This window comes from Klebsiella sp. AqSCr, assembly GCF_008452795.1.
In the GTDB taxonomy this organism is placed as follows: domain Bacteria; phylum Pseudomonadota; class Gammaproteobacteria; order Enterobacterales; family Enterobacteriaceae; genus Klebsiella; species Klebsiella pneumoniae.
The window spans coordinates 982,863-1,004,197 of the sequence record NZ_MJDM01000005.1; the positions used below are offsets into that span (position 1 = coordinate 982,863).

Annotated in this window: 18 protein-coding genes, 1 tRNA gene and 1 other RNA gene; 8 read left to right on the forward strand and 12 right to left on the reverse strand. The window is 54.4% G+C overall.

Annotation, left to right across the window (positions count from 1 at the left end):
• Positions 1–17: 17 nt before the first annotated feature.
• From oppA to BHE81_RS08765, 3 genes are all read right to left on the reverse strand, one after another.
• Positions 18–1,652 (reverse strand): oligopeptide ABC transporter substrate-binding protein OppA, encoded by a 1,635-nt coding sequence (gene oppA, locus BHE81_RS08755; RefSeq protein ID WP_004148754.1) that lies wholly within the window; start codon positions 1,650–1,652, stop codon positions 18–20.
• Between the two features lie 737 nt (positions 1,653–2,389).
• Positions 2,390–3,037 carry a YchE family NAAT transporter gene (locus BHE81_RS08760; RefSeq protein ID WP_002910095.1) on the reverse strand — a complete coding sequence of 216 codons (648 nt, stop codon included), beginning with the start codon at positions 3,035–3,037 and terminating at the stop codon, positions 2,390–2,392.
• A gap of 213 nt (positions 3,038–3,250) precedes the next feature.
• On the reverse strand, positions 3,251–3,436 hold the full coding sequence (locus BHE81_RS08765) for a hypothetical protein (protein WP_032103886.1): 186 nt from the start codon (positions 3,434–3,436) through the stop codon (positions 3,251–3,253).
• Positions 3,437–3,513: 77 nt separating this feature from the next.
• Here BHE81_RS08765 and adhE point away from each other — a divergent pair, with 77 nt between their 5' ends.
• Positions 3,514–6,189 carry a bifunctional acetaldehyde-CoA/alcohol dehydrogenase gene (gene adhE / locus BHE81_RS08770; RefSeq protein ID WP_009307606.1) on the forward strand — a complete coding sequence of 892 codons (2,676 nt, stop codon included), beginning with the start codon at positions 3,514–3,516 and terminating at the stop codon, positions 6,187–6,189.
• A 147-nt stretch (positions 6,190–6,336) separates the two neighbouring features.
• On the opposite strand, the gene tdk is transcribed toward adhE, so the two are convergent.
• Entirely contained in the window at positions 6,337–6,954 is a 618-nt protein-coding gene (gene tdk / locus BHE81_RS08775) for a thymidine kinase (protein WP_002910100.1), read from the reverse strand.
• Between the two features lie 7 nt (positions 6,955–6,961).
• Here tdk and BHE81_RS28160 point away from each other — a divergent pair, with 7 nt between their 5' ends.
• Positions 6,962–7,093 (forward strand): hypothetical protein, encoded by a 132-nt coding sequence (locus BHE81_RS28160; protein WP_004145401.1) that lies wholly within the window; start codon positions 6,962–6,964, stop codon positions 7,091–7,093.
• A 422-nt stretch (positions 7,094–7,515) separates the two neighbouring features.
• Positions 7,516–7,923 carry a histone-like nucleoid-structuring protein H-NS gene (hns, locus tag BHE81_RS08780; RefSeq protein WP_002910103.1) on the forward strand — a complete coding sequence of 136 codons (408 nt, stop codon included), beginning with the start codon at positions 7,516–7,518 and terminating at the stop codon, positions 7,921–7,923.
• Between the two features lie 121 nt (positions 7,924–8,044).
• On the opposite strand, the gene galU is transcribed toward hns, so the two are convergent.
• The 3 genes from galU to rssA form a co-directional block, all read right to left on the reverse strand.
• Positions 8,045–8,947, reverse strand: coding sequence for a UTP--glucose-1-phosphate uridylyltransferase GalU (gene galU, locus BHE81_RS08785; RefSeq protein WP_002910105.1), 903 nt, complete (start codon positions 8,945–8,947; stop codon positions 8,045–8,047).
• 197 nt (positions 8,948–9,144) lie between these two features.
• The gene (rssB, locus tag BHE81_RS08790) at positions 9,145–10,158 is read right to left on the reverse strand and encodes a two-component system response regulator RssB (RefSeq protein WP_002910107.1); all 1,014 of its coding nucleotides are present in this window, start codon (positions 10,156–10,158) and stop codon (positions 9,145–9,147) included.
• A gap of 89 nt (positions 10,159–10,247) precedes the next feature.
• A complete protein-coding gene (rssA, locus tag BHE81_RS08795; RefSeq protein ID WP_002910108.1) occupies positions 10,248–11,150 on the reverse strand; it encodes a patatin-like phospholipase RssA in 903 nt (300 codons plus the stop codon).
• A 112-nt stretch (positions 11,151–11,262) separates the two neighbouring features.
• Between rssA and BHE81_RS08800 the strand changes: the two genes are divergently transcribed.
• The 4 genes from BHE81_RS08800 (at position 11,263) to BHE81_RS08815 (ending at position 13,026) form a co-directional block, all read left to right on the forward strand.
• Positions 11,263–11,721 (forward strand): YchJ family protein, encoded by a 459-nt coding sequence (locus tag BHE81_RS08800; protein ID WP_002910109.1) that lies wholly within the window; start codon positions 11,263–11,265, stop codon positions 11,719–11,721.
• A gap of 42 nt (positions 11,722–11,763) precedes the next feature.
• A complete protein-coding gene (gene purU, locus BHE81_RS08805; protein ID WP_004151854.1) occupies positions 11,764–12,606 on the forward strand; it encodes a formyltetrahydrofolate deformylase in 843 nt (280 codons plus the stop codon).
• Between the two features lie 159 nt (positions 12,607–12,765).
• Positions 12,766–12,850 (forward strand) — tRNA-Tyr (locus BHE81_RS08810).
• 44 nt (positions 12,851–12,894) lie between these two features.
• Positions 12,895–13,026, forward strand: a non-coding RNA gene (locus BHE81_RS08815) — RtT sRNA.
• A 114-nt stretch (positions 13,027–13,140) separates the two neighbouring features.
• Here the strand turns inward: BHE81_RS08815 and BHE81_RS08820 are convergent.
• Positions 13,141–13,584 (reverse strand): Lrp/AsnC family transcriptional regulator, encoded by a 444-nt coding sequence (locus BHE81_RS08820; RefSeq protein ID WP_009307605.1) that lies wholly within the window; start codon positions 13,582–13,584, stop codon positions 13,141–13,143.
• Positions 13,585–13,691: 107 nt separating this feature from the next.
• On the opposite strand from BHE81_RS08820, the gene BHE81_RS08825 reads away from it, so the two are divergent.
• On the forward strand, positions 13,692–14,588 hold the full coding sequence (locus BHE81_RS08825) for a DMT family transporter (protein WP_009307604.1): 897 nt from the start codon (positions 13,692–13,694) through the stop codon (positions 14,586–14,588).
• Here BHE81_RS08825 and narI read toward each other — a convergent pair.
• Genes narI through BHE81_RS08845 form a run of 4 tightly spaced genes read right to left on the reverse strand, consistent with a single transcriptional unit; the run spans position 14,585 to position 21,244 of the window.
• Positions 14,585–15,262: a respiratory nitrate reductase subunit gamma gene (narI, locus tag BHE81_RS08830; RefSeq protein WP_002910189.1), complete on the reverse strand. Its 678-nt coding sequence runs from the start codon at positions 15,260–15,262 to the stop codon at positions 14,585–14,587. The two genes, BHE81_RS08825 and narI, sit on opposite strands and share 4 nt — an antisense overlap.
• A complete protein-coding gene (narJ, locus tag BHE81_RS08835) occupies positions 15,262–15,972 on the reverse strand; it encodes a nitrate reductase molybdenum cofactor assembly chaperone (RefSeq protein ID WP_002910191.1) in 711 nt (236 codons plus the stop codon). The genes narI and narJ overlap by 1 nt, the downstream gene beginning before the upstream one ends.
• Positions 15,969–17,504 carry a nitrate reductase subunit beta gene (gene narH, locus BHE81_RS08840; RefSeq protein ID WP_002910193.1) on the reverse strand — a complete coding sequence of 512 codons (1,536 nt, stop codon included), beginning with the start codon at positions 17,502–17,504 and terminating at the stop codon, positions 15,969–15,971. Before narH ends, narJ begins: the two co-directional genes overlap by 4 nt.
• The gene (locus tag BHE81_RS08845) at positions 17,501–21,244 is read right to left on the reverse strand and encodes a nitrate reductase subunit alpha (RefSeq protein ID WP_004189443.1); all 3,744 of its coding nucleotides are present in this window, start codon (positions 21,242–21,244) and stop codon (positions 17,501–17,503) included. Before BHE81_RS08845 ends, narH begins: the two co-directional genes overlap by 4 nt.
• Positions 21,245–21,335: the final 91 nt, after the last annotated feature.

Sequence of the window (21,335 nt, forward strand, 5' to 3'; positions counted from 1 at the left end):
CGCTCCACGTATTGCCATTAATGTTTGATAACGTAGAGGTCTTTGGTATAGACGTTATCCATCGGGTCTTTACCGGTATAGCCACCGACCCATGGTTTCACCAGGCGGGCGTTAACGTAGTAATAGACCGGTACGATCGCGCTGTCTTTGTCCAGCTGCTGCTCTGCTTTCGCATAGGCCGCCGTGCGCTGCGCTTCATCGGATGCTTTTACGGATTCAGCCATAATCTTGTCGAACGCCGGGCTCTTATAGTGCGCGGTGTTCATTGAACTGTCAGAGAGCATGGTGTTCAGGAAAGAGGTTGGCTCGTTATAGTCGGCGCACCAGCCCGCACGCGCCACGTCATAGGTGCCCTGATGACGGGTATCGAGGAACGTTTTCCACTCCTGGTTGACCAGCTTCACGTCAATGCCCAGGTTTTTACGCCACAGCGAGGCGGCGGCAATCGCCAGCTTCTTGTGCAAATCAGAGGTGTTATACAGCAGGTTGAAGGTCAACGGTTTATCGGCGCTATAGCCGGCTTCGGCCAGCAGTTTCTTCGCTTCTTCGTTGCGTTTTTCCTGCGACCAGGTAAACCATTCCGGCTCGCTCAGCTTCGCGCCATCGGTGTAAGGCGGCGTGTAGCCGTAGGCCGGCAGATCGCCCTGTCCTTTCACCTTATTAGCAATAATATCGCGATCCAGACCCAGCTTCAGCGCGGTACGCACGCGCACGTCGGTGAACGGGGCCTTCTGGTTGTTGATTTCGTAATAATAGGTACACAGATAGGGGTCAACGTGCAGCTCGTTGGGGATCTCTTTTTTCAGCTTCTGGAAGAGTTCGATTGGCAACTGGTTATAAGTCATGTCCAGTTCACCGCTGCGGTAGCGGTTAACATAGGTCACTTCGGAAGAGGTCGGCAGCCAGGTAACGGTGTTAATGACTGTTTTAGCATTATCCCAATAGTGCGGGTTACGCTCCATTACGATCCGCTCGTTGACCACCCAGTCTTTCAGAGTATACGCGCCGTTGGTAACGATATTGCCAGGCTGCGTCCACTTTTCGCCAAATTTTTCGATGGCCGGTTTGTAGACGGGAGACATCGCCGGGTTAACCAGCAGTTTATAAAAATAGGGTACCGGTTCGCTGAGGGTGACTTCCAGCGTGTGGTCGTCAATGGCTTTTACGCCCAGCTCGCTCGGCGCTTTCTTGCCGTCAATGATTTCGTCGACGTTAACGATATGACCATATTGCGGATAGCTGGCATAAGGAGACGCGGTTTTCGGATCCACCAGACGCTGCCAGCTGTATACGAAGTCCTGGGCGGTAACCGGCTCGCCGTTAGACCATTTTGCATCTTTACGCAGATGGAAGGTCCAGACTTTAAAATCTTTATTATCCCAGCTCTCCGCCACGCCAGGGATCGGGTGGCCATCTTTCGGCGAAGTATTCAGCAAACCTTCGAACAGGTCGCGGCTAATATTGGCCTCTGGCACCCCTTCGATTTTATTTGGGTCCAGCGATTGCGGCTCGGCGCCGCTATTACGTACCAGGGTTTGCTTCTCTGCCAGCTGCACACCAGCCGGGACATCCGCTGCCATTGCCATATTGCCGGCGATCAGTGCGGATAGCACTCCCGCGGCGATTAAACGCTTTTTAGTGATGATGGTCATTGTGTTGTAACTCCAGTCATTATAATTACTGGTTTTTTAACCAGCCTGTTTTTCCCGTTTTCGGGTTCTGTCCAACGCAGGAGTTTGCGATTGGCAGATTGCTATCACCGACTTATTTATTACGACCGCTCGAACGGCAGTCTTAACGTCGATTCGTTGCCCTCGCTGGAGGGTCGTTCTGGCGAAATGAGTTAATTAAAAATAATTCTCATTTGCGTACATAATTCAGCAGACGATAACGGCGGAAAGTACCAAAAGGTAAACACCTCCGCCAATGCAATTTGCAAATATGTTACCGAATTCTCTTTTATTGCCGGTTTTGCCAGCGTGACAAGCGTTTGCCATAAAACGTCGATGTAAAAATATTATTATTTATCAGAGCATTACGATAATTTCATCAGCCGGCATACTGAGCAGCGACCACAAGATGGTTTTTTGTACAAAAATTTAACAATAGATTACTTTTTAGCACATTCATCTGCCGCCTTGTTAAAATTACTAATATCATTTCGATGATCCGACAGCAAGTACCAGAGAATGATGTGAAGAAAATAACATCACAGGAGTGGGAGGCGTGAGGAGAATGTTAAGAGAAATGTTTCATATCTTAATGAAAAATATGAAATTAATAGCGATATCGCAAAATGTTATCCCTACCGCCAGCTCCGCGCTGGCTAATAGGTTTTGCTAATAATCGCGCAGGCGTGAAGCGAGACTCCCCGCCTGCTGGCGACGAACTAACTCAGCAGCCCTGGGAAAAGCGCTTTAATCCCGGTCACAATAAACTCAATGCCGAGGGCCATCAGCAACAGGCCCATAATACGGGTGATGACGTTGATTCCCGTCTGCCCCAGCAAACGGACCAGCCACGGCGCCATACGGAAAATCCCCCAGCAGCAGAGGGCAAATACCGCTATCGCCAGTGAGAACCCGACCAGATGCACCCAGGAGTGGTACCGGGTCCCCCAGACGATAGTTGAACTGATTGCCCCTGGCCCGGCCATTAATGGAAGCGCGAGAGGAACGACGCCGATGCTCTCCCGGACCGCCGTCTCCGACTTCTCCTGCTTGTTCTGCTTATCTTCGCCGAGCTTACCGCTGATCATCGACATCGCGATGGTCACCACCAGGATGCCGCCGGCGATACGGAAGGAGTCAATGGAGATACCGAAAATCTGCAGAATGCCATCGCCGAGGAACAGCGACGTCAGGAGGATGATCGCCACCGACAGGTTGGCGGTGAGGTTGGTCTTATTACGCACCGCAGCCGGCTGATAGCTAGTCATACTGATGAATACCGGAATAATGCCAACCGGGTTAACCAGGGCAAATAAGCCGATGAAAAACTTGAAATATGCAGAAAAATCGAACAGTGATTGAGTCACATTGGGCTCCGCAGCATCATCAAAATTGGCGGTTGACTGTTAACAGCATAAAATAACTGCGCGAAACATACGCTTTTTACCTGCAATATTCATTATAAATATGCATAACCCGGTGATATGTATCGAATGTTAGCCATTTGTATATTTAATGCTAATCGTTTTTTTAATTTCAAAACCCTCCCATCACACTTGATCGAACCGGTCAAAAAGCAGTCAGCTGAAAGGTATCAGCAGCGACAATACTTGATCTAAATCACGTAATTTGTACTCAGAAGTGAGTAATCTTGATGACACCAACAGAGTGGAAGGCAGCAGTACCTGAAAGCGAAAGAGATAAAGCTTTTTTAGTAAATCGGTGAAACAGCGCCCTGATTTTTCTACATAAACATTTACATGCAAGCTGTTAACGGCCTGTCTATAATGTCGAATCGAGCGACTGATTTACTAAAAAAGTTTAACATTATCAGGAGAGCATTATGGCTGTTACTAATATCGCTGAACTGAACGCGCTTGTTGAGCGTGTCAAGAAAGCCCAGCGTGAATATGCCAGTTTCACTCAAGAACAAGTCGACAAAATCTTCCGCGCCGCCGCTCTGGCCGCTGCAGATGCTCGAATCCCTCTCGCCAAAATGGCCGTAGCCGAATCCGGCATGGGCATCGTTGAAGACAAAGTGATCAAAAACCACTTTGCTTCCGAATACATTTACAACGCTTATAAAGACGAAAAAACCTGTGGCGTTCTGTCAGAAGACGACACCTTTGGCACCATCACTATCGCTGAGCCTATCGGCATCATCTGCGGTATCGTACCGACCACTAACCCGACTTCAACAGCCATTTTCAAATCGCTCATCAGTCTGAAAACGCGTAACGCCATCATTTTCTCTCCGCACCCGCGTGCAAAAGAAGCCACCAACAAAGCGGCTGATATCGTGCTGCAGGCTGCCATCGCGGCCGGCGCGCCGAAGGACCTGATTGGCTGGATCGATCAGCCGTCTGTAGAACTGTCTAACGCGCTGATGCATCACCCGAACATCAACCTGATCCTGGCGACCGGTGGTCCAGGCATGGTGAAAGCAGCATACAGCTCCGGTAAACCTGCTATCGGCGTCGGCGCCGGTAACACCCCGGTAGTCATTGATGAAACCGCCGACATCAAACGTGCCGTAGCGTCCGTACTGATGTCTAAAACCTTCGATAACGGCGTGATCTGTGCTTCTGAGCAGTCCGTTGTGGTGGTTGATTCAGTCTATGATGCGGTTCGCGAACGTTTCGCCAGCCACGGCGGCTATCTGCTGCAGGGTAAAGAGCTGAAAGCCGTTCAGGACATTATCCTGAAAAATGGCGCGCTGAACGCGGCTATCGTTGGTCAGCCAGCGGCCAAAATCGCTGAACTGGCAGGCTTTACCGTGCCGGCCACCACCAAAATTCTGATTGGTGAAGTGACCAACGTTGACGAGAGCGAGCCGTTTGCTCACGAAAAACTGTCTCCGACGCTGGCTATGTACCGTGCAAAAGATTTCGAAGACGCGGTAGCCAAAGCAGAAAAACTGGTCGCCATGGGCGGTATCGGCCACACCTCTTGCCTGTACACCGACCAGGACAACCAGCCGGCTCGCGTGGCTTACTTCGGCCAAATGATGAAAACCGCGCGTATCCTGATCAACACCCCGGCTTCTCAGGGTGGTATCGGTGACCTGTACAACTTCAAACTCGCGCCTTCCCTGACTCTGGGTTGTGGTTCCTGGGGTGGTAACTCCATCTCTGAAAACGTTGGTCCGAAACACCTGATCAACAAGAAAACCGTTGCTAAGCGAGCTGAAAACATGTTGTGGCACAAACTTCCGAAATCTATCTACTTCCGTCGTGGCTCCCTGCCAATCGCACTGGATGAAGTGATTACCGATGGTCACAAACGCGCGCTGATCGTGACTGACCGCTTCCTGTTCAACAACGGCTATGCCGATCAGATCACTTCCGTACTGAAAGCTGCGGGTGTTGAGACGGAAGTCTTCTTCGAAGTTGAAGCTGACCCGACGCTGACCATCGTACGTAAAGGTGCCGACCTGGCGAACTCCTTTAAACCAGACGTGATCATCGCCCTGGGCGGCGGTTCCCCGATGGATGCGGCGAAAATCATGTGGGTCATGTACGAACATCCGGAAACCCACTTCGAAGAACTGGCGCTGCGCTTTATGGATATCCGTAAACGTATCTACAAGTTCCCGAAAATGGGCGTCAAAGCCAAGATGGTGGCGATCACTACCACTTCCGGTACCGGTTCTGAAGTGACGCCGTTCGCCGTGGTGACCGATGACGCGACCGGTCAGAAATACCCGCTGGCAGACTACGCGCTGACCCCGGATATGGCCATTGTCGATGCCAACCTGGTGATGGATATGCCGAAATCGCTGTGTGCTTTCGGTGGTCTGGATGCGGTGACTCACGCCCTGGAAGCTTACGTTTCCGTACTGGCTTCTGAGTTCTCTGACGGCCAGGCGCTGCAGGCGCTGAAACTGCTGAAAGAGTACCTGCCGGCTTCCTATCACGAAGGTTCCAAGAACCCGGTTGCCCGTGAGCGCGTACACAGTGCCGCGACTATCGCCGGTATCGCGTTCGCTAACGCCTTCCTCGGCGTGTGTCACTCGATGGCGCACAAACTGGGCTCCCAGTTCCATATTCCGCACGGTCTGGCCAACGCCCTGCTGATCTGCAACGTTATCCGCTATAACGCGAATGACAACCCGACCAAGCAGACCGCGTTCAGCCAGTACGACCGTCCGCAGGCTCGTCGTCGTTACGCTGAAATCGCCGATCACCTGGGCCTCTCCGCACCAGGCGACCGCACCGCAGCGAAAATCGAGAAACTGCTGGCATGGCTGGAAAGCATTAAAGCTGAGCTGGGTATTCCGAAATCTATCCGCGAAGCTGGCGTTCAGGAAGCTGACTTCCTGGCCCACGTTGATAAATTGTCTGAAGATGCATTCGATGACCAGTGCACCGGCGCTAACCCGCGCTACCCGCTGATCTCCGAACTGAAACAGATCCTGCTGGATACCTACTACGGCCGCGAATTCGTCGAAGGCGAAGCCGGTGCGAAAGCCGAAGTTGCTCCGGTAAAGGCTGAGAAAAAAGCGAAAAAATCCGCTTAACCAACAGCGATAGCATCGCGACAAGCCCCGTCACCTGACGGGGCTTTTTTTATCCCCGCTATCAGCCATTCTTTATCGCCAGCTACGCCAACCTATAGCAGACATTAAAAAGGCGCCCACAGGCGCCTGTACGAGCTTCTGAGGGTATCAGCAGGGACGGTGCTGGTTTTGTACCTTGGTTAACGAACCGACGCTCAGCGCCTCTTTATAATGCTTACGGCAGACCGATACGTACCGCTCATTACCGCCGATGACGACCTGCTCACCCTCATTATAAGGACGCCCCTCCTGATCGAGGCGCAATACCATGCTGGCCTTGCGGCCGCAGAAGCAGATCGTTTTCAGCTCAACCAGCTTATCTGACCAGGCCAGTAAATACTGGCTGCCGGTAAAGAGCTCACCGCGAAAGTCCGTCCGCAACCCATAGCAAAGCACCGGAATATCCAGCGTATCGACAACTTCGGACAGCTCATGAACCTGTTCACGCGTCAGAAACTGGCTTTCATCCACCAGCACGCAGTGAATCGGCTTTAGCTGGTGCTCCGCCGCAATATCGTCAAATAACGAGGTCTGTGGATTATACAATCGGGCCGGCGAGGAGAGCCCGATACGTGAACTGACTTTTCCGGCGCCAAAGCGGTCATCAATCTCAGCGGTATAAACGACGGTACGCATCCCCCGCTCCTGGTAATTGTACGAAGATTGCAACAGAGCGGTCGACTTACCTGCATTCATTGCAGAGTAGTAGAAATAAAGTTGTGCCATCGGCTGCGTGACCCCAATCAAAGTGTTTTATCGCGGCGACGATTGTACCATATTTTATGCGCACAGCCGCGCTTTCAGCAGGGGTATTGTCGCGAAGCTGAAGGGCCTGCAAACCGAAAGGATTAAGAAGATGAATTGAATTTTCAGGGCCACTATTTGTACGCCCCGTTACGCTACTGGCGCGGTAACCATTGTCTTTTCGTGCTTATAGACCGGTTGCCCATGGGCTATAAGCAGGGCTGCCGGTTGTTTTATATTAAGCCTTGTAACCAAAAATGCGCTAATACTGACGAGGGTTATTTACCCATGTAAAGGATCATTTCTCTCACTGAACCTCTCAAAAAGCATACCGTCTCAATGTTTTAGCTTGCCTTCGCCTCATCGCTATAAGCGATGAAAGATGTGAAGCGGCACGGGAATTTTAACTTAAATTAATTAATTCTCGCGACAAATAACCAGTAATTTTGAATTCCTTACATTCCCCCCTATTGCACAACGCATTTTATCGCTCTATTATTAGTTCAACAAACCACCCCACAATATAAGTTTGAGATTACTACAATGAGCGAAGCACTTAAAATTTTGAACAACATCCGTACTCTTCGTGCGCAGGCAAGAGAATGCACCCTGGAAACGCTCGAAGAAATGCTGGAAAAATTAGAAGTCGTCGTTAACGAGCGCCGTGAAGAAGAAAACGCTGCCGCGGCAGAAATTGAAGAGCGTACGCGTAAGCTGCAGCAATACCGTGAAATGCTGATTGCTGACGGTATTGATCCGAATGAACTGCTGAGCACCATGGCTGCCGTTAAAGCCGGTACCAAAACCAAGCGTGCTGCACGTCCGGCTAAATATAGCTATGTTGACGAAAATGGTGAAACCAAAACCTGGACCGGTCAGGGCCGTACCCCGGCTGTGATCAAAAAAGCAATGGATGAGCAAGGTAAATCACTGGACGATTTCCTGATCTAATCTCCGTTGATCGCTATAAAAAATCCCGCTGCGGCGGGATTTTTTTTGCCCTCAGGGCCGATATAAAAAAACCGGGAGTCGCAGATGCGCTCCCGGTTTGTGCTTTCAACCGCGCGGCGGATTACTTCGCTACCGCCGTTTCCAGCCAGGCTTTAAAATCGTCGCCCAGCGTTTTGTGACGAATACCATATTCGACAAACGCCTGCATGTAGCCAAGCTTATTACCGCAGTCATGGCTCTTGCCTTTCATATGATAAGCTTCAACCGTTTCTTTCTCGATCAGCATATCAATGGCGTCAGTCAGCTGAATTTCATCACCAGCGCCCGGAGGGGTTTTCGCCAGCAGCGGCCAGATATCGGCGCTGAGGACATAACGCCCCACCACCGCCAGGTTGGACGGCGCAACGTCAGCTTTTGGCTTCTCAACCACGCCCACCATCGGTACGCTTTCGCCCGGCTTCAGGGATTCGCCTTTGCAGTCAACCACGCCATAAGCGGTTACGTCTTCGACAGGTTCAACCATAATCTGGCTGGCGCCAGTCTCATCGAAGCGAGAGATCATCTCAGCGAGGTTATCGCGGCTCAGATCGGATTCATATTCATCCAGAATAACGTCTGGCAGAATAACCGCGACCGGCTCATCTCCCACTACCGGATGGGCGCACAGCACCGCGTGACCCAGACCTTTCGCCAGGCCCTGACGAACTTGCATAATAGTCACGTGCGGCGGGCAAATAGACTGCACTTCTTCCAGCAGCTGGCGTTTTACACGTTTTTCCAGCATCGCTTCCAGCTCAAAACTGGTATCGAAATGGTTTTCGATAGAGTTTTTCGACGAGTGCGTTACCAGAACAATTTCAGTAATTCCTGCAGCGATACATTCATTAACAACGTACTGAATTAACGGCTTATCTACCAGCGGCAGCATTTCTTTTGGAATCGCTTTGGTGGCCGGCAGCATCCTGGTGCCTAATCCCGCAACCGGGATAACCGCTTTTCTGACTTTAGAATTAAGGGCAGCCATTGAAATCTCCTGGACTGTTTGTTTTTTAAACTTCTCGTTACAAATAACGTGTCGAGTATATCAGTCAACCGCGTATTTACTGGTCTGAAAAGCTGCCGATAGCCTCGAATTAGGACTTTTACGCATAAAACTGCTCGATGTTACCACCGCTAAAGGGCAAGAGGTAATCCCGTCTGCTTAGATATAAACGCAATTGCTCATTCCGCAGACAACATTAAGCGTAAACGACCGCCAGCCCCCCAAATTTGGCACTGCCACGAGGTGCAGCGTTGGCTAATTTGGTTAAGATAAGCATCACCCAGTGTCCCCAAAGGAACGCCATTACTAATCTGAATTTGATGCTCCCCTGTATTCAGCGTGCCATTAAGTCCCGCTGACACCAGAATTAAATTTTTCAGCCCGCTGTGGTAATACCCTACTAACAGAGGGAACTGGCCCGGAAGATTTGCCTGACGCAGCAGTTGATTCACCTGTTTTAACAAACTTCCCATTTCTGGTAGCCGTTGTCCCTGGTGCGCCAGTTGCTCCTGCAGCAGACCATTAAACAACGCGCGCAGCAATAATGCTGCCAACACGCCATTATCGCCTGCGCGTGTGACATCCAGACAATAGAAAGCCAAATCATTTTCCGAAAGCGGCGCGATATCGAGTACCAGACCGGGCTTGTCTGCCGACACCAGTTGTCGATAATGAATACGGCAGTGCGACATTTCCTGTTGCACCGGCGGCTGTAATTCCTGCAATAGTCTTGAAGCGGCGATGGGATTACTGACCAGCGCATCCCAGTCCTCAAATAAACGCTCTTCCTCTTCCACGCGCGAACTGAACATCGCGGGATAGAGACAGGCGTAAACGGTCTCGCGCAGGCGATCGAAATCTTTTACTGGCTTTAACAGCACGTCCTGGACGCCAAGTCGCAACGCTTTAGCTATATCCGCCATGTTTTCGGTGGCGGAGATCATCAGGATCGGTAACTGTTCGCCGCGGTTACGCAGCGTTTCCACCAGCTCCAGACCGTTCATTCTCGGCATAGAAATGTCGCAAATCATCAGGTCCGGATGCACCTCCGTCATTTTATGCAGGGCATCCTTGCCATCTTCCGCCTGGAAGGTTGTTGCTCCCAGCGAGGTCAGCCATCCATGCAAGAGTGAGCGGAAAACGGGTTCGTCTTCAACTATCAGAATCTGTTTTCCCGCCAATGGCTGCGTCATGATATCTCCCCTGGCTGACGATAATTCAATAGTGGCACGCTATTCTCACTATCGCCTGTCAGAATTTGCTTAAGTCAGTAACTCGTACGTCAAACGGCTGTACGCACTAATGGTAATAATTCATCCATTTTCTTTTCTACCGCCAGTTGCCCCGCGGCGATCGCCTCTCCGGCGCGATGAAAATCAAGCGTCGAAACTTGCGGACAGTATGGCTGCAACAGGATATCCGGCGGGTCACCCGCCATACGATTGCGTTTAAGACGGTTTTCCAGTACCTGGATAGAGGTGGTCATGATCTCCATCGCCGTCGGCGTCACGGCCGTACGGCGGGAACTCATTCGCGTCAAGCGCGCGCGCAGACGAGTATGCCATGGCCCCTCCTTCTCTTCCGCTTCCTGCCGCGGCGTTTCAAGGGAGAACAAATCCTGCTGCATAAGATGGGCATCATGTTGCAGGTCGACGGCAATCACAATATCCGCTCCCATTGCCCGGGTGAGCGACACAGGAACCGGATTGACCACCGCGCCATCGACCAGCCAGTAACCATTATGCCTTACTGGCGACATTAACCCCGGCATACTGCAGGAGGCGCGAATGGCTAAATGTAGATCGCCTTCGGTAAACCACAGCTCCCTACCGGTGCTTAAATTGGTGGCAACAGCGGCAAACCGGCGCTCGCAGCGTTCAATCTCGGTGACGGGCATAATGCGGCGGTAATGATTGAATACCTTTTCCCCCCGCAGCAGTCCCCCCCGGCGCCAGGAGAGATCCATCAGCTTCAGGACATCCCAGTTGCTGAATGAGCAGACCCATGATTCGAGTGCCGGGAGTCGGTTACAGGCATACGCCGCCCCTACCAGCGAACCGATAGAACAACCGGCTACGATATCAATCTCAATACCGGCCCGCTGGAGGGCGTTGATGACGCCAATGTGCGACCATCCGCGAGCGGCTCCCGCACCTAGCGCCAGACCAATTTTAAGCTTTCTCATTAGTACTAATAACTATCCTTCCACTCTGAGCGTGGCAACATTGTCACGGCTCAGTTAACATAATGCCCTTTGGCGTAGAAGCGCCGTTACTCTTTCTTCCATGGAGGCAGTTTTGTCGCAATTATGCCCCTGTGGCAGCGCACTGGAGTATAGCTCATGTTGCCAGCGATATCTGTCCGGCGCTGAGCTTGCGCCGGGCCCGTCACAGCTTATGCGCTCCCGTTATAGCGCGTTCGTCATGAAAGACGCTGACTATCTAATCAAAACCTGGCACCCGTCCTGTCAGGCGCAGCAATTTCGCGCCGAACTGGAGAAAGGGTTTTCCCAGACCGAATGGCTGGGCTTAACCCTGTTCGCCAGTGATGAGGGGCGAGCTCCAAATGAAGGTTTTGTCAGCTTTGTCGCCCGCTTTAATGACAATAACCGCCCTGGCGCCATTATTGAACGTTCCAGATTCTTAAAAGAAAATGGACAGTGGTACTATATCGACGGGACACGACCGCTGATTGGCCGTAACGACCCCTGCCCCTGCGGCTCAGGTAAAAAATTTAAAAAATGCTGCGGCCAGTAACGCTGGCGCAGCGCTTGCAAACATTACAGGATTTTCCTCGCGATGCATTCATTACAACGTAAAGTACTACGCACTATTTGCCCTGATCAGAAAGGCCTCATCGCGCGTATCACCAATATCTGCTACAAGCATGAACTCAACATTGTGCAGAACAATGAGTTTGTTGACCACCGTACCGGTCGTTTCTTTATGCGCACCGAACTGGAAGGCATTTTTAACGACGCTACTCTGCTGGCCGATCTCGACAGCGCCCTGCCTGAAGGCTCCATCCGCGAACTGAATCCGGCAGGCCGTCGCCGGGTGGTGATTCTGGTGACGAAAGAGGCGCACTGTCTGGGCGATCTGCTGATGAAAGCCAACTACGGCGGGCTGGATGTCGATATTGCCGCGGTTATCGGCAACCATGACACCCTGCGCTCGTTGGTGGAGCGCTTTGGTATTCCGTTTGAGCTGGTCAGCCATGAAGGACTGAGCCGCGAAGAACACGATCAGCGGATGGGCGATGCTATCGCCGCCCACGAACCGGATTACGTGGTGCTGGCCAAGTATATGCGCGTCCTGACGCCAGAATTTGTCGCCCGCTTCCCGAACAAAATCATCAATATCCACCATTCGTTTTTGCCGGCGTTTATCGGCGCCCGTCCCTATCATCAGGCCTATGAGCGCGGCGTGAAAATCATTGGCGCTACCGCCCACTACGTGAATGACAATCTGGATGAAGGCCCGATCATCATGCAGGATGTGATTCATGTCGATCATACTTATACCGCAGAAGATATGATGCGCGCTGGGCGCGATGTCGAAAAAAACGTCTTGAGCCGAGCGCTGTATCAGGTACTGGCGCAGCGCGTCTTCGTTTACGGTAACCGGACGATTATTCTTTAATCGACTGAGAAATGAATTGGTTAGCTTTACGGCGTTACGCGTAAAAATCAGGCAACCAGTTTATTTTTGTCAAACGAATGCTTTACAGGGGCGCATCATTTGGTATGATGCGCCCCGCTTCCCGAGAAGGAAGCAGGCCAGTACCAAGCATTACCCCGTGGTGGGGTTCCCGAGCGGCCAAAGGGAGCAGACTGTAAATCTGCCGTCATCGACTTCGAAGGTTCGAATCCTTCCCCCACCACCATCTTCTTAAAAAACACCTCAATCCAATTACTCTACGATATTCTATATTCTGCCCCATGGGGAAGGATGAGAAGCTTCGACTAAGGTTCGACTCGAGCGAAGCGAGAGAACGTTGCCGCAGGCAACGGCCCGAAGGGCGAAGCGCTTTAGCGCCGAGTAATCCTTCCCCCACCACTGTTGCACTCTCAGCCACCTGTTCTGCTGTCTCATCGCTCGCGCTTCGCTTAGCGAGGCTACAAGTGGTGCCGTCTGGTAGCCCGGACAGGTGCGCAGCACCGCCTCCGGAAAAACTCACAGCGGTGGCAACCGCCTTTTTACCGGCGAGCTTTTCACCACCGAGGTGTTACACTGCGCATACTCCGCCAGACCGTCCAGCAGGGTATCCAGCTGGGCAATATCGCGCACCACGAGACGCATCACAAAACAATCTTCCCCGGTCACCTTGTCACTTTCAATACATTCCGGCATCGCCTGGATATATTTATCCACCTTCTGCAGCAGCCCAGGCAGCGGCCGGACCCGCACCAGCGCCTGCAGGCTATAGCCCAGCGCGGTGAGATTTACCCGCGCCCCATAGCCCTGAATGACACCCCGCTCCTCCAGGCGCTTCACCCGCTCGGCGGTGCTCGGCGAGGTCAGCCCCACTCGTGCGCTCAGGACCTTGAGCGAAACTCTGGCATCCTGAGTCAGGCAGGTGAGGATCGCCCGGTCAATTTCATCAAGTACGTCATTCATATATTTCACCTAATTATAAAAGGCATTTCCCCCCTTCTACCTTAATTCAGCCATATCACCCTGTCAGGGTTTTTCGCACAATAACTAAAAAATGGTGGAGGTGAAAAATGCAACTTACCCGCGGCGTCTGGCAGATGAGCCTGGCAATGATAATCTCCGGCTCGATCGGCGCGTTCGTGCTGCTCTCTGGTTTGCCGGTGACAGATGTGGTGTTCTGGCGCTGCCTGATTGGCGCGCTAACCCTGCTGGTGTTTATCGTGTTAAGCCGCCAGCCCTTCAACCGGCTAACGCGTTTCACTCTCGCTCTGGCGGTGATTGGCGGCGCGGCGCTGGTCGTCAACTGGCTGCTGCTGTTTGCCGCCTATTCGCGGATCTCAATCGGTATGGCCACCGTGGTCTATAACACCCAGCCGTTTATGCTGGTACTGATGGGGATGGTGCTGGGGGAACGGGTCAGCGCCGTGAAATGGGGATGGTTACTGCTGGCCTTTGGCGGCGTAGTGATCCTGTTGTCGAGCGAGCTGACGCCTGCACACGAAGAGGGGCTTACCACCGGCGTGTTGCTGGCGCTGGGCGCGGCATTCTTCTATGCCCTGACCGCCATCATCGCGCGCAAACTGCATCCGCTCCCCGCGCAACATATCGCCTTCATTCAGGTTCTCGTCGGCGTCGTGATGCTGCTGCCGCTGGTGCATGCCCCCGAATTGACGGCCAGCTTCCCCTGGCGCTATCTGCTGATCCTCGGCATCGTCCATACCGGGATCATGTATCAGCTTTTATATAGCGCGATACAGAAACTGCCGACGCCCGTTACCGGTTCGCTCTCCTTTATTTATCCGCTGGTGGCGATGGTGGTTGACTATCTGGTCTTCCACCATGCGTTATCCGCGGTGCAATTGCTCGGTGGGATGCTTATTCTGTTTGCCGCCGCAGGGAATAATCTCGGCTGGGGCGAAAAAAAACCCCGCCGCGGCGGGGTCAGTGAGCAGTCGCGGGCCAGTTAGCGACGGGCGCGGACAATCTGGTATTTGCGCGTCAGGTATTCGACCGGCGCGCTCCAGATATGAACCAGACGGGAGAACGGGAACAGCAGGAACAGGGTCATGCCCAGCACCAGGTGAACGCGGAAAATAAACGCCACGCCATCCAGATGCTGTGACGCGCCGCCGTGGAACGTCACCACCGACTGCGCCCAGCCGACCAGTTTCATCATTTCACTGCCGTCCATATGCTGAGCGGAGAACGGGATCGTCAGCAGGCCGAGCGCACACTGCACCATCAGCAACGAGAGGATCAGAATATCCGCTCCGGTGGTGGTGGCGCGAACGCGCGGGCTGAGCAGACGACGCTTGAGCAGCAGTAACCCGCCCACCAGGGTCATCACGCCGCAGGCGCCGCCGGCGATCATCGCCATCTTCTGCTTGACGTCGATCGGCAGGAAGGACTCATACATCCAGTGCGGGGTCAGCATGCCGAGGAAGTGGCCGGCGAAAATACCCAGGATGCCGATATGGAACAGGTTCGACGCCAGGTTCATCCCCTTACGGTCCAGCATCTGGCTGGAGGCGGCGCGCCAGGTGTACTGGCCATAGTCATAGCGCAACCAGCTGCCAATCAGGAACACCGAACCCGCAATGTACGGATAAATGTCAAAGAAGAACATATTCAGGAAGTGCATTATTGCTGTCCTCCGTTAGAGATATTCAGATATTGCGGGGCCACGGCTCCGGCAAAACGACGCTGGTGAGCGGAAATTTCCGACTCGCCGCAGCCCTGGTCGGCAAAGAATTTGACCTGTTCTTCTTCCCAGACGGCGTCCAGCGCCTGCGGCGTATCGTCGCGCGCTTCGTCGGCAATCTTCTCCGCCACCTTCTGGCTGTCGACCTGAGTATTGGCCAGCTTCAGCAATAGCTCGAACAGCACCGCATAGCGACTTTCGCGCTGCTGCAGGCGCGCGCTGAGCAGACCGAGGATCGGCGCGACGTCCCGCAGGCCGCCAAGCGCTTCCTCTTCCGGCAGCTGCGCCAGATACTCCAGATATAGCGGCAGATGATCCGGCAGCTCATGGCTATCCAGCAGCAGGCCGTGGCGCTCGTACTGCGCCATGAGATCCACCATCGCCTGCCCGCGATCGCGGGATTCGCCGTGGACATGTTCAAACAGCAGCAGCGAGGTGGCCCGGCCGCGGTCAAACAGTTCGCTATAGGCCGCCTGGGCGTCCAGCGGATCCTGAGCCACTAAATCGCGCAGGAAAACGCCCAGCGCGTGGGCATCCTCTTTGCTGAGTTTCTCTGATGACGCGAGCGCCTCGAACATCTCCTGCTGATGCTGCCATAAGGCAGCGTCAGGATATTCGAGCAGACGCGATACAATCACGAGTTCAATCATGCGTGCGGCTCCGTTTTGCTGGTCACGTCGATGGCGTCGATGCGACGGCTGTTGAACAGGTTGAACTGACTGTCAGAGCCGTGGCAGCCATCGCCAAAGCTAAAGCCGCAGCCGTTTTTCTCCGGAAACGCTTCTCGCGCCTGTTCACGATGGCTGCTCGGCACCACGAAACGATCTTCGTAGTTGGCGATCGCCAGATAGCGATACATTTCCTGGGCCTGCGCTTCGCTCAGCCCCACCTCTTCCAGCGCGCGGGTATCAACGACGCCGTCAACGGTTTCCGCACGCTTATAGTGGCGCATCGCCAGCATTCGTTTCAGCGCCAGCAGTACCGGCTGGGTATCGCCCGCGGTCAGCAGGTTCGCCAGATATTGCACCGGAATACGCAGGCTTTCCACGTCCGGCAGGATCCCGTTGCTACCCAGTTCACCCGCATCGGCGGCGGACTGAATCGGCGACAGCGGCGGCACGTACCAGACCATTGGCAAGGTGCGATATTCCGGGTGCAGCGGCAGGGCCAGCTTCCAGTCCATCGCCATTTTGTAAACCGGCGACTGCTGCGCAGCTTCAATGACCCCCTGCGGTACGCCATCTTTCAGCGCCTGCTCGATCACTTTTGGATCGTTGGGATCGAGGAACACGTCCAGCTGACGCTGATACAGATCTTTCTCGTTCTCGGTGCTGGCGGCGTTTTCAATCGCGTCCGCGTCGTATAGCAGGACGCCGAGATAGCGGATGCGACCCACGCAGGTTTCGGAGCACACCGTCGGCATCCCGGATTCAATACGCGGGTAGCAGAAGATGCATTTCTCGGATTTCCCGCTCTTCCAGTTGAAATAGATCTTCTTGTACGGACAGCCGGTGATACACATCCGCCAGCCGCGGCACTTGTCCTGGTCGATCAATACGATGCCGTCTTCTTCACGCTTATAGATGGCGCCGCTCGGGCAGGTCGCGACGCAGGCCGGGTTCAGGCAGTGCTCGCACAGGCGCGGCAGATACATCATGAAGGTGTTTTCGAACTGGCCGTACATCGCCTTCTGCATGTTGTCGAAGTTCTGATCTTTGGCGCGTTTTTCAAACTCGCCGCCGAGGATCTCTTCCCAGTTCGGACCGCTGGTGATCTTGTCCATCCGCTGGCCGGTGATCAGCGAGCGCGGACGGGCGATCGGCTGATGTTTGCTCTCCGGCGCGTTATGCAGATTCTGGTAGTCATAATCAAACGGCTCGTAGTAATCATCGATGCCCGGCAGATGCGGGTTGGCGAAGATTTTACCCAACAGCATCGCGCGATTGCCCATGCGCGGCTGCAGTTTACCGTTGATTTTGCGGATCCAGCCGCCCTTCCATTTTTCCTGGTTTTCCCAGTCGTTCGGGAAACCGACGCCCGGCTTACTTTCCACGTTGTTGAACCAGGCGTATTCCATCCCTTCCCGGCTGGTCCAGACGTTTTTACAGGTCACCGAGCAGGTGTGGCAGCCGATGCACTTATCGAGATTCAGCACCATGCCGACTTGTGAACGAATTTTCATTTTACGCTCTCCTGTACCTGGTCGTTGCCTTCGCCGTCTAACCAGTTAATGTTCTTCATCTTACGTACCACCACAAACTCATCGCGGTTGGAACCGACGGTGCCGTAGTAGTTAAAGCCATAGGCCAGGTGGCCGTAGCCGCCGATCATGTGGGTCGGTTTCGGCGTAATACGGGTGACGGAGTTATGGATCCCCCCGCGCTGACCGGTGATTTCAGAGCCCGGCAGGTTCACGATACGTTCCTGCGCGTGATACATCATGGTCATCCCGGCTGGAACGCGCTGACTCACCACCGCACGCGCCGTCAGGGCGCCGTTGGCGTTGAAGACTTCGATCCAGTCGTTATCTTCGATACCCAGATCTTTCGCATCCGCTTCGCTCATCCAGACAATCGGCCCACCGCGCGACAGGGTCAGCATCAGCAGGTTATCGCTGTAGGTCGAGTGGATACCCCATTTCTGGTGCGGGGTCAGGAAGTTCAGCGCCTTCTCCGGGTTGCCGTTGGACTTCTCGCCCATCACCGCTTTCACCGAACGGGTGTCGATCGGCGGCCGATAGACCAGCAGGCTTTCGCCGAAGTCGCGCATCCACTGGTGATCCTGATACAGCGACTGACGTCCGGACAGCGTGCGCCACGGGATCAGCTCGTGAACGTTGGTGTAACCGGCGTTATAGGAGACATGCTCATCTTCCAGGCCAGACCAGGTCGGGCTGGAGATAATCTTCCGCGGCTGCGCCTGAATATCGCGGAAGCGGATCTTCTCGTCTTCTTTGTTCAGCGCGAGGTGCGTATGCTCGCGACCGGTGATCTCGCTCAGCGCTTGCCACGCTTTCACCGCCACCTGACCGTTGGTTTCCGGGGCCAGGGTGAGGATCATTTCCGCGGCGTCGATGGCCGTTTCCAGCTTCGGCTGGCCTTTCGCCGGGCCTTCCGCCTTGGTGTAGTTGAGCTTACGCAGCAGATCCATCTCGCTCTGGGTGTTCCAGGCGATGCCTTTCCCGCCGTTGCCGATGGTTTCCAGCAGCGGGCCGATCGAGGTGAAACGCTCGTAGGTCGCCGGGTAATCACGCTCAACCGGAATAATATGCGGCGCGGTTTTCCCGGGGATGAGATCGCATTCGCCTTTTTTCCAGTCTTTGACATCCAGCGGCTGCGCCATTTCCGCGGCGGAGTCGTGCTGGATCGGCAGGGTCACCACGTCGGTTTCTTTACCGAGGTGGCCCACGCACACTTCAGAGAATTTCTTCGCGATACCTTTATAGATCTCCCAGTCGCTCTTCGATTCCCAGGCTGGATCAACGGCGGCCGACAGCGGGTGAATAAACGGATGCATATCCGAGGTATTCATGTCGTCTTTTTCGTACCAGGTGGCGGTCGGCAGCACGATGTCGGAGTAGAGACAGGTGCTCGACAGACGGAAATCGAGGGTCACCACCAGATCCAGTTTGCCGTCGAGGCCGTTATCCCGCCATTCGACTTCTTCCGGCTTCACGCCGCCCTGCTTGCCCAGGTCTTTGCCCTGAATGCCGTTCTCGGTACCCAGCAGGTACTTGAGCATGTATTCATGGCCTTTACCGGAGGAGCCCAGCAGGTTGGAACGCCAGATAAACAGGTTACGCGGGTGGTTTTTGCCATTTTCCGGCTGCTCGGCCGCAAAGCGAATCGAGCCCTCTTTCAGCGACTTCACGGTGTAATCCACCGGGGTCATGCCGGCTTTTTTCGCTTCGTCAGCGATACGCAGCGGGTTGACGCCAAGCTGCGGCGCCGACGGCAGCCAGCCCATCCGCTCTGCGCGCACGTTAAAGTCGATCAGGTGGCCGCTGTAACGGGATTTATCCGCCATCGGCGACAGCAGTTCCTGCGCGGTCACCGTTTCATAGCGCCACTGGCTGGAGTGGTTATAGAAGTACGAGGTACTATTCATGTGACGTGCCGGACGCTGCCAGTCAAGGGCGAACGCCAGCGGCTGCCAGCCGGTCTGCGGACGCAGTTTTTCCTGGCCCACATAGTGCGCCCAACCGCCGCCGCTCTGACCGACGCAGCCGCAGAAGATCAGCATATTGATCAGGCCGCGGTAGTTCATGTCGAGGTGGAACCAGTGGTTGAGGCCCGCCCCGACGATAATCATCGAACGACCGTGAGTTTTATCGGCGTTATCGGCAAATTCACGGGCGGTACGGATGATATGCGCGCGGGAGACGCCGGTGATCTTCTCCGCCCACGCCGGGGTGTAGGCTTTCACTTCATCGTAGCCGGCGGCGCAGTTGTCATCGTTCAGACCGCGCTCCAGGCCGTAGTTAGCCATGGTCAGGTCATACACGGTGGTGACCAGGGCGGTAGAGCCGTCGGCCAGCTGCAGGCGTTTGGCCGGCAGTTTGTGCAGCAGAATGTTTTCCAGATCGACTTTGTTGAAGTGCTCAGAACCTTCGCCGCCGAAGTACGGGAAGCCGACGTTCGCCACTTCATCATGGCTGCCCAGCAGGCTCAGACGTAGCTCAATCTCTTCGCCAGTTTTACCGTCGCGCTGTTCGAGGTTCCATTTGCCTTTGTCGCCCCAGCGGAATCCGAGGGAACCGTTCGGTACGGTCATGTCGCCCTTCTCGTCAAAGGCGACGGTTTTCCATTCCGGATTGTTCTCCTGACCAAGGGAATCCACGAGGTCGGATGCGCGCAGCGTACGGCCGGCGGCATAATAACCGTCGCGCTCCTCGAGCATCACCAGCATCGGCATGTCGGTATAGCGGCGCACATAGTCGGTGAAATACTGGCTCGGCTTATCGAGGTGGAATTCACGCAGCATCACATGGCCCATCGCCAGCGCCATCGCGGCATCGGTACCCTGCTTCGGCGCCAGCCACAGATCGCAGAGTTTGGCGATTTCGGCGTAGTCCGGAGTGATGGCTACGGTTTTGGTCCCTTTATAGCGGACTTCGGTAAAGAAGTGCGCATCCGGGGTGCGGGTCTGCGGCACGTTGGAGCCCCAGGCGATGATATAGCTGGAGTTATACCAGTCGGCGGATTCCGGCACATCGGTCTGCTCGCCCCAGGTCATCGGCGAAGCCGGCGGCAGGTCGCAGTACCAGTCGTAGAAGCTCAGGCAGGTGCCGCCGATCAGCGACAGATAACGGGCGCCGGACGCGTAGGAGACCATCGACATCGCCGGGATCGGCGAGAAGCCAGCCACGCGGTCCGGACCGTAGGTTTTGACGGTATAGACGTTGGAGGCGGCAATCAGCTCATTCACTTCCTGCCAGGAGGAACGTACAAAACCGCCGCGACCGCGGGCCTGTTTGAAGCTTTTAGCTTTGTCGGCGTCTTCGATAATCGACGCCCATGCCTCAACCGGATCGCTATGCTGAACTTTCGCTTCCCGCCACATCTTCATCAGGCGTTTACGCATCAGCGGGTATTTCAGGCGGTTAGCGCTGTACAGGTACCAGGAGTAGCTGGCGCCGCGCGGACAACCGCGTGGTTCGTGGTTCGGCAGGTCCGGGCGGGTGCGCGGGTAGTCAGTCTGCTGCGTTTCCCAGGTCACCAGACCGTTTTTGACATAAATCTTCCAGCTGCATGAGCCGGTGCAGTTGACACCGTGAGTGGAACGCACAATTTTGTCATGCTGCCAACGTTGACGGTATCCATCCTCCCAGTCCCGGTTGGTGTTTAGAAGCTGGCCGTGCCCATCGGCAAAGGTTTCACCCTTCTGTTTGAAGTAGCGAAACCGGTCCAGGAATTTACTCATCGGGTTTCTCCTGATATGGAGCCTGACGGCTCTCTGATAAATCGACATTGCTGGATTTGCAGCGAAGGTAACGCTATGAAAGAGGGCGAGA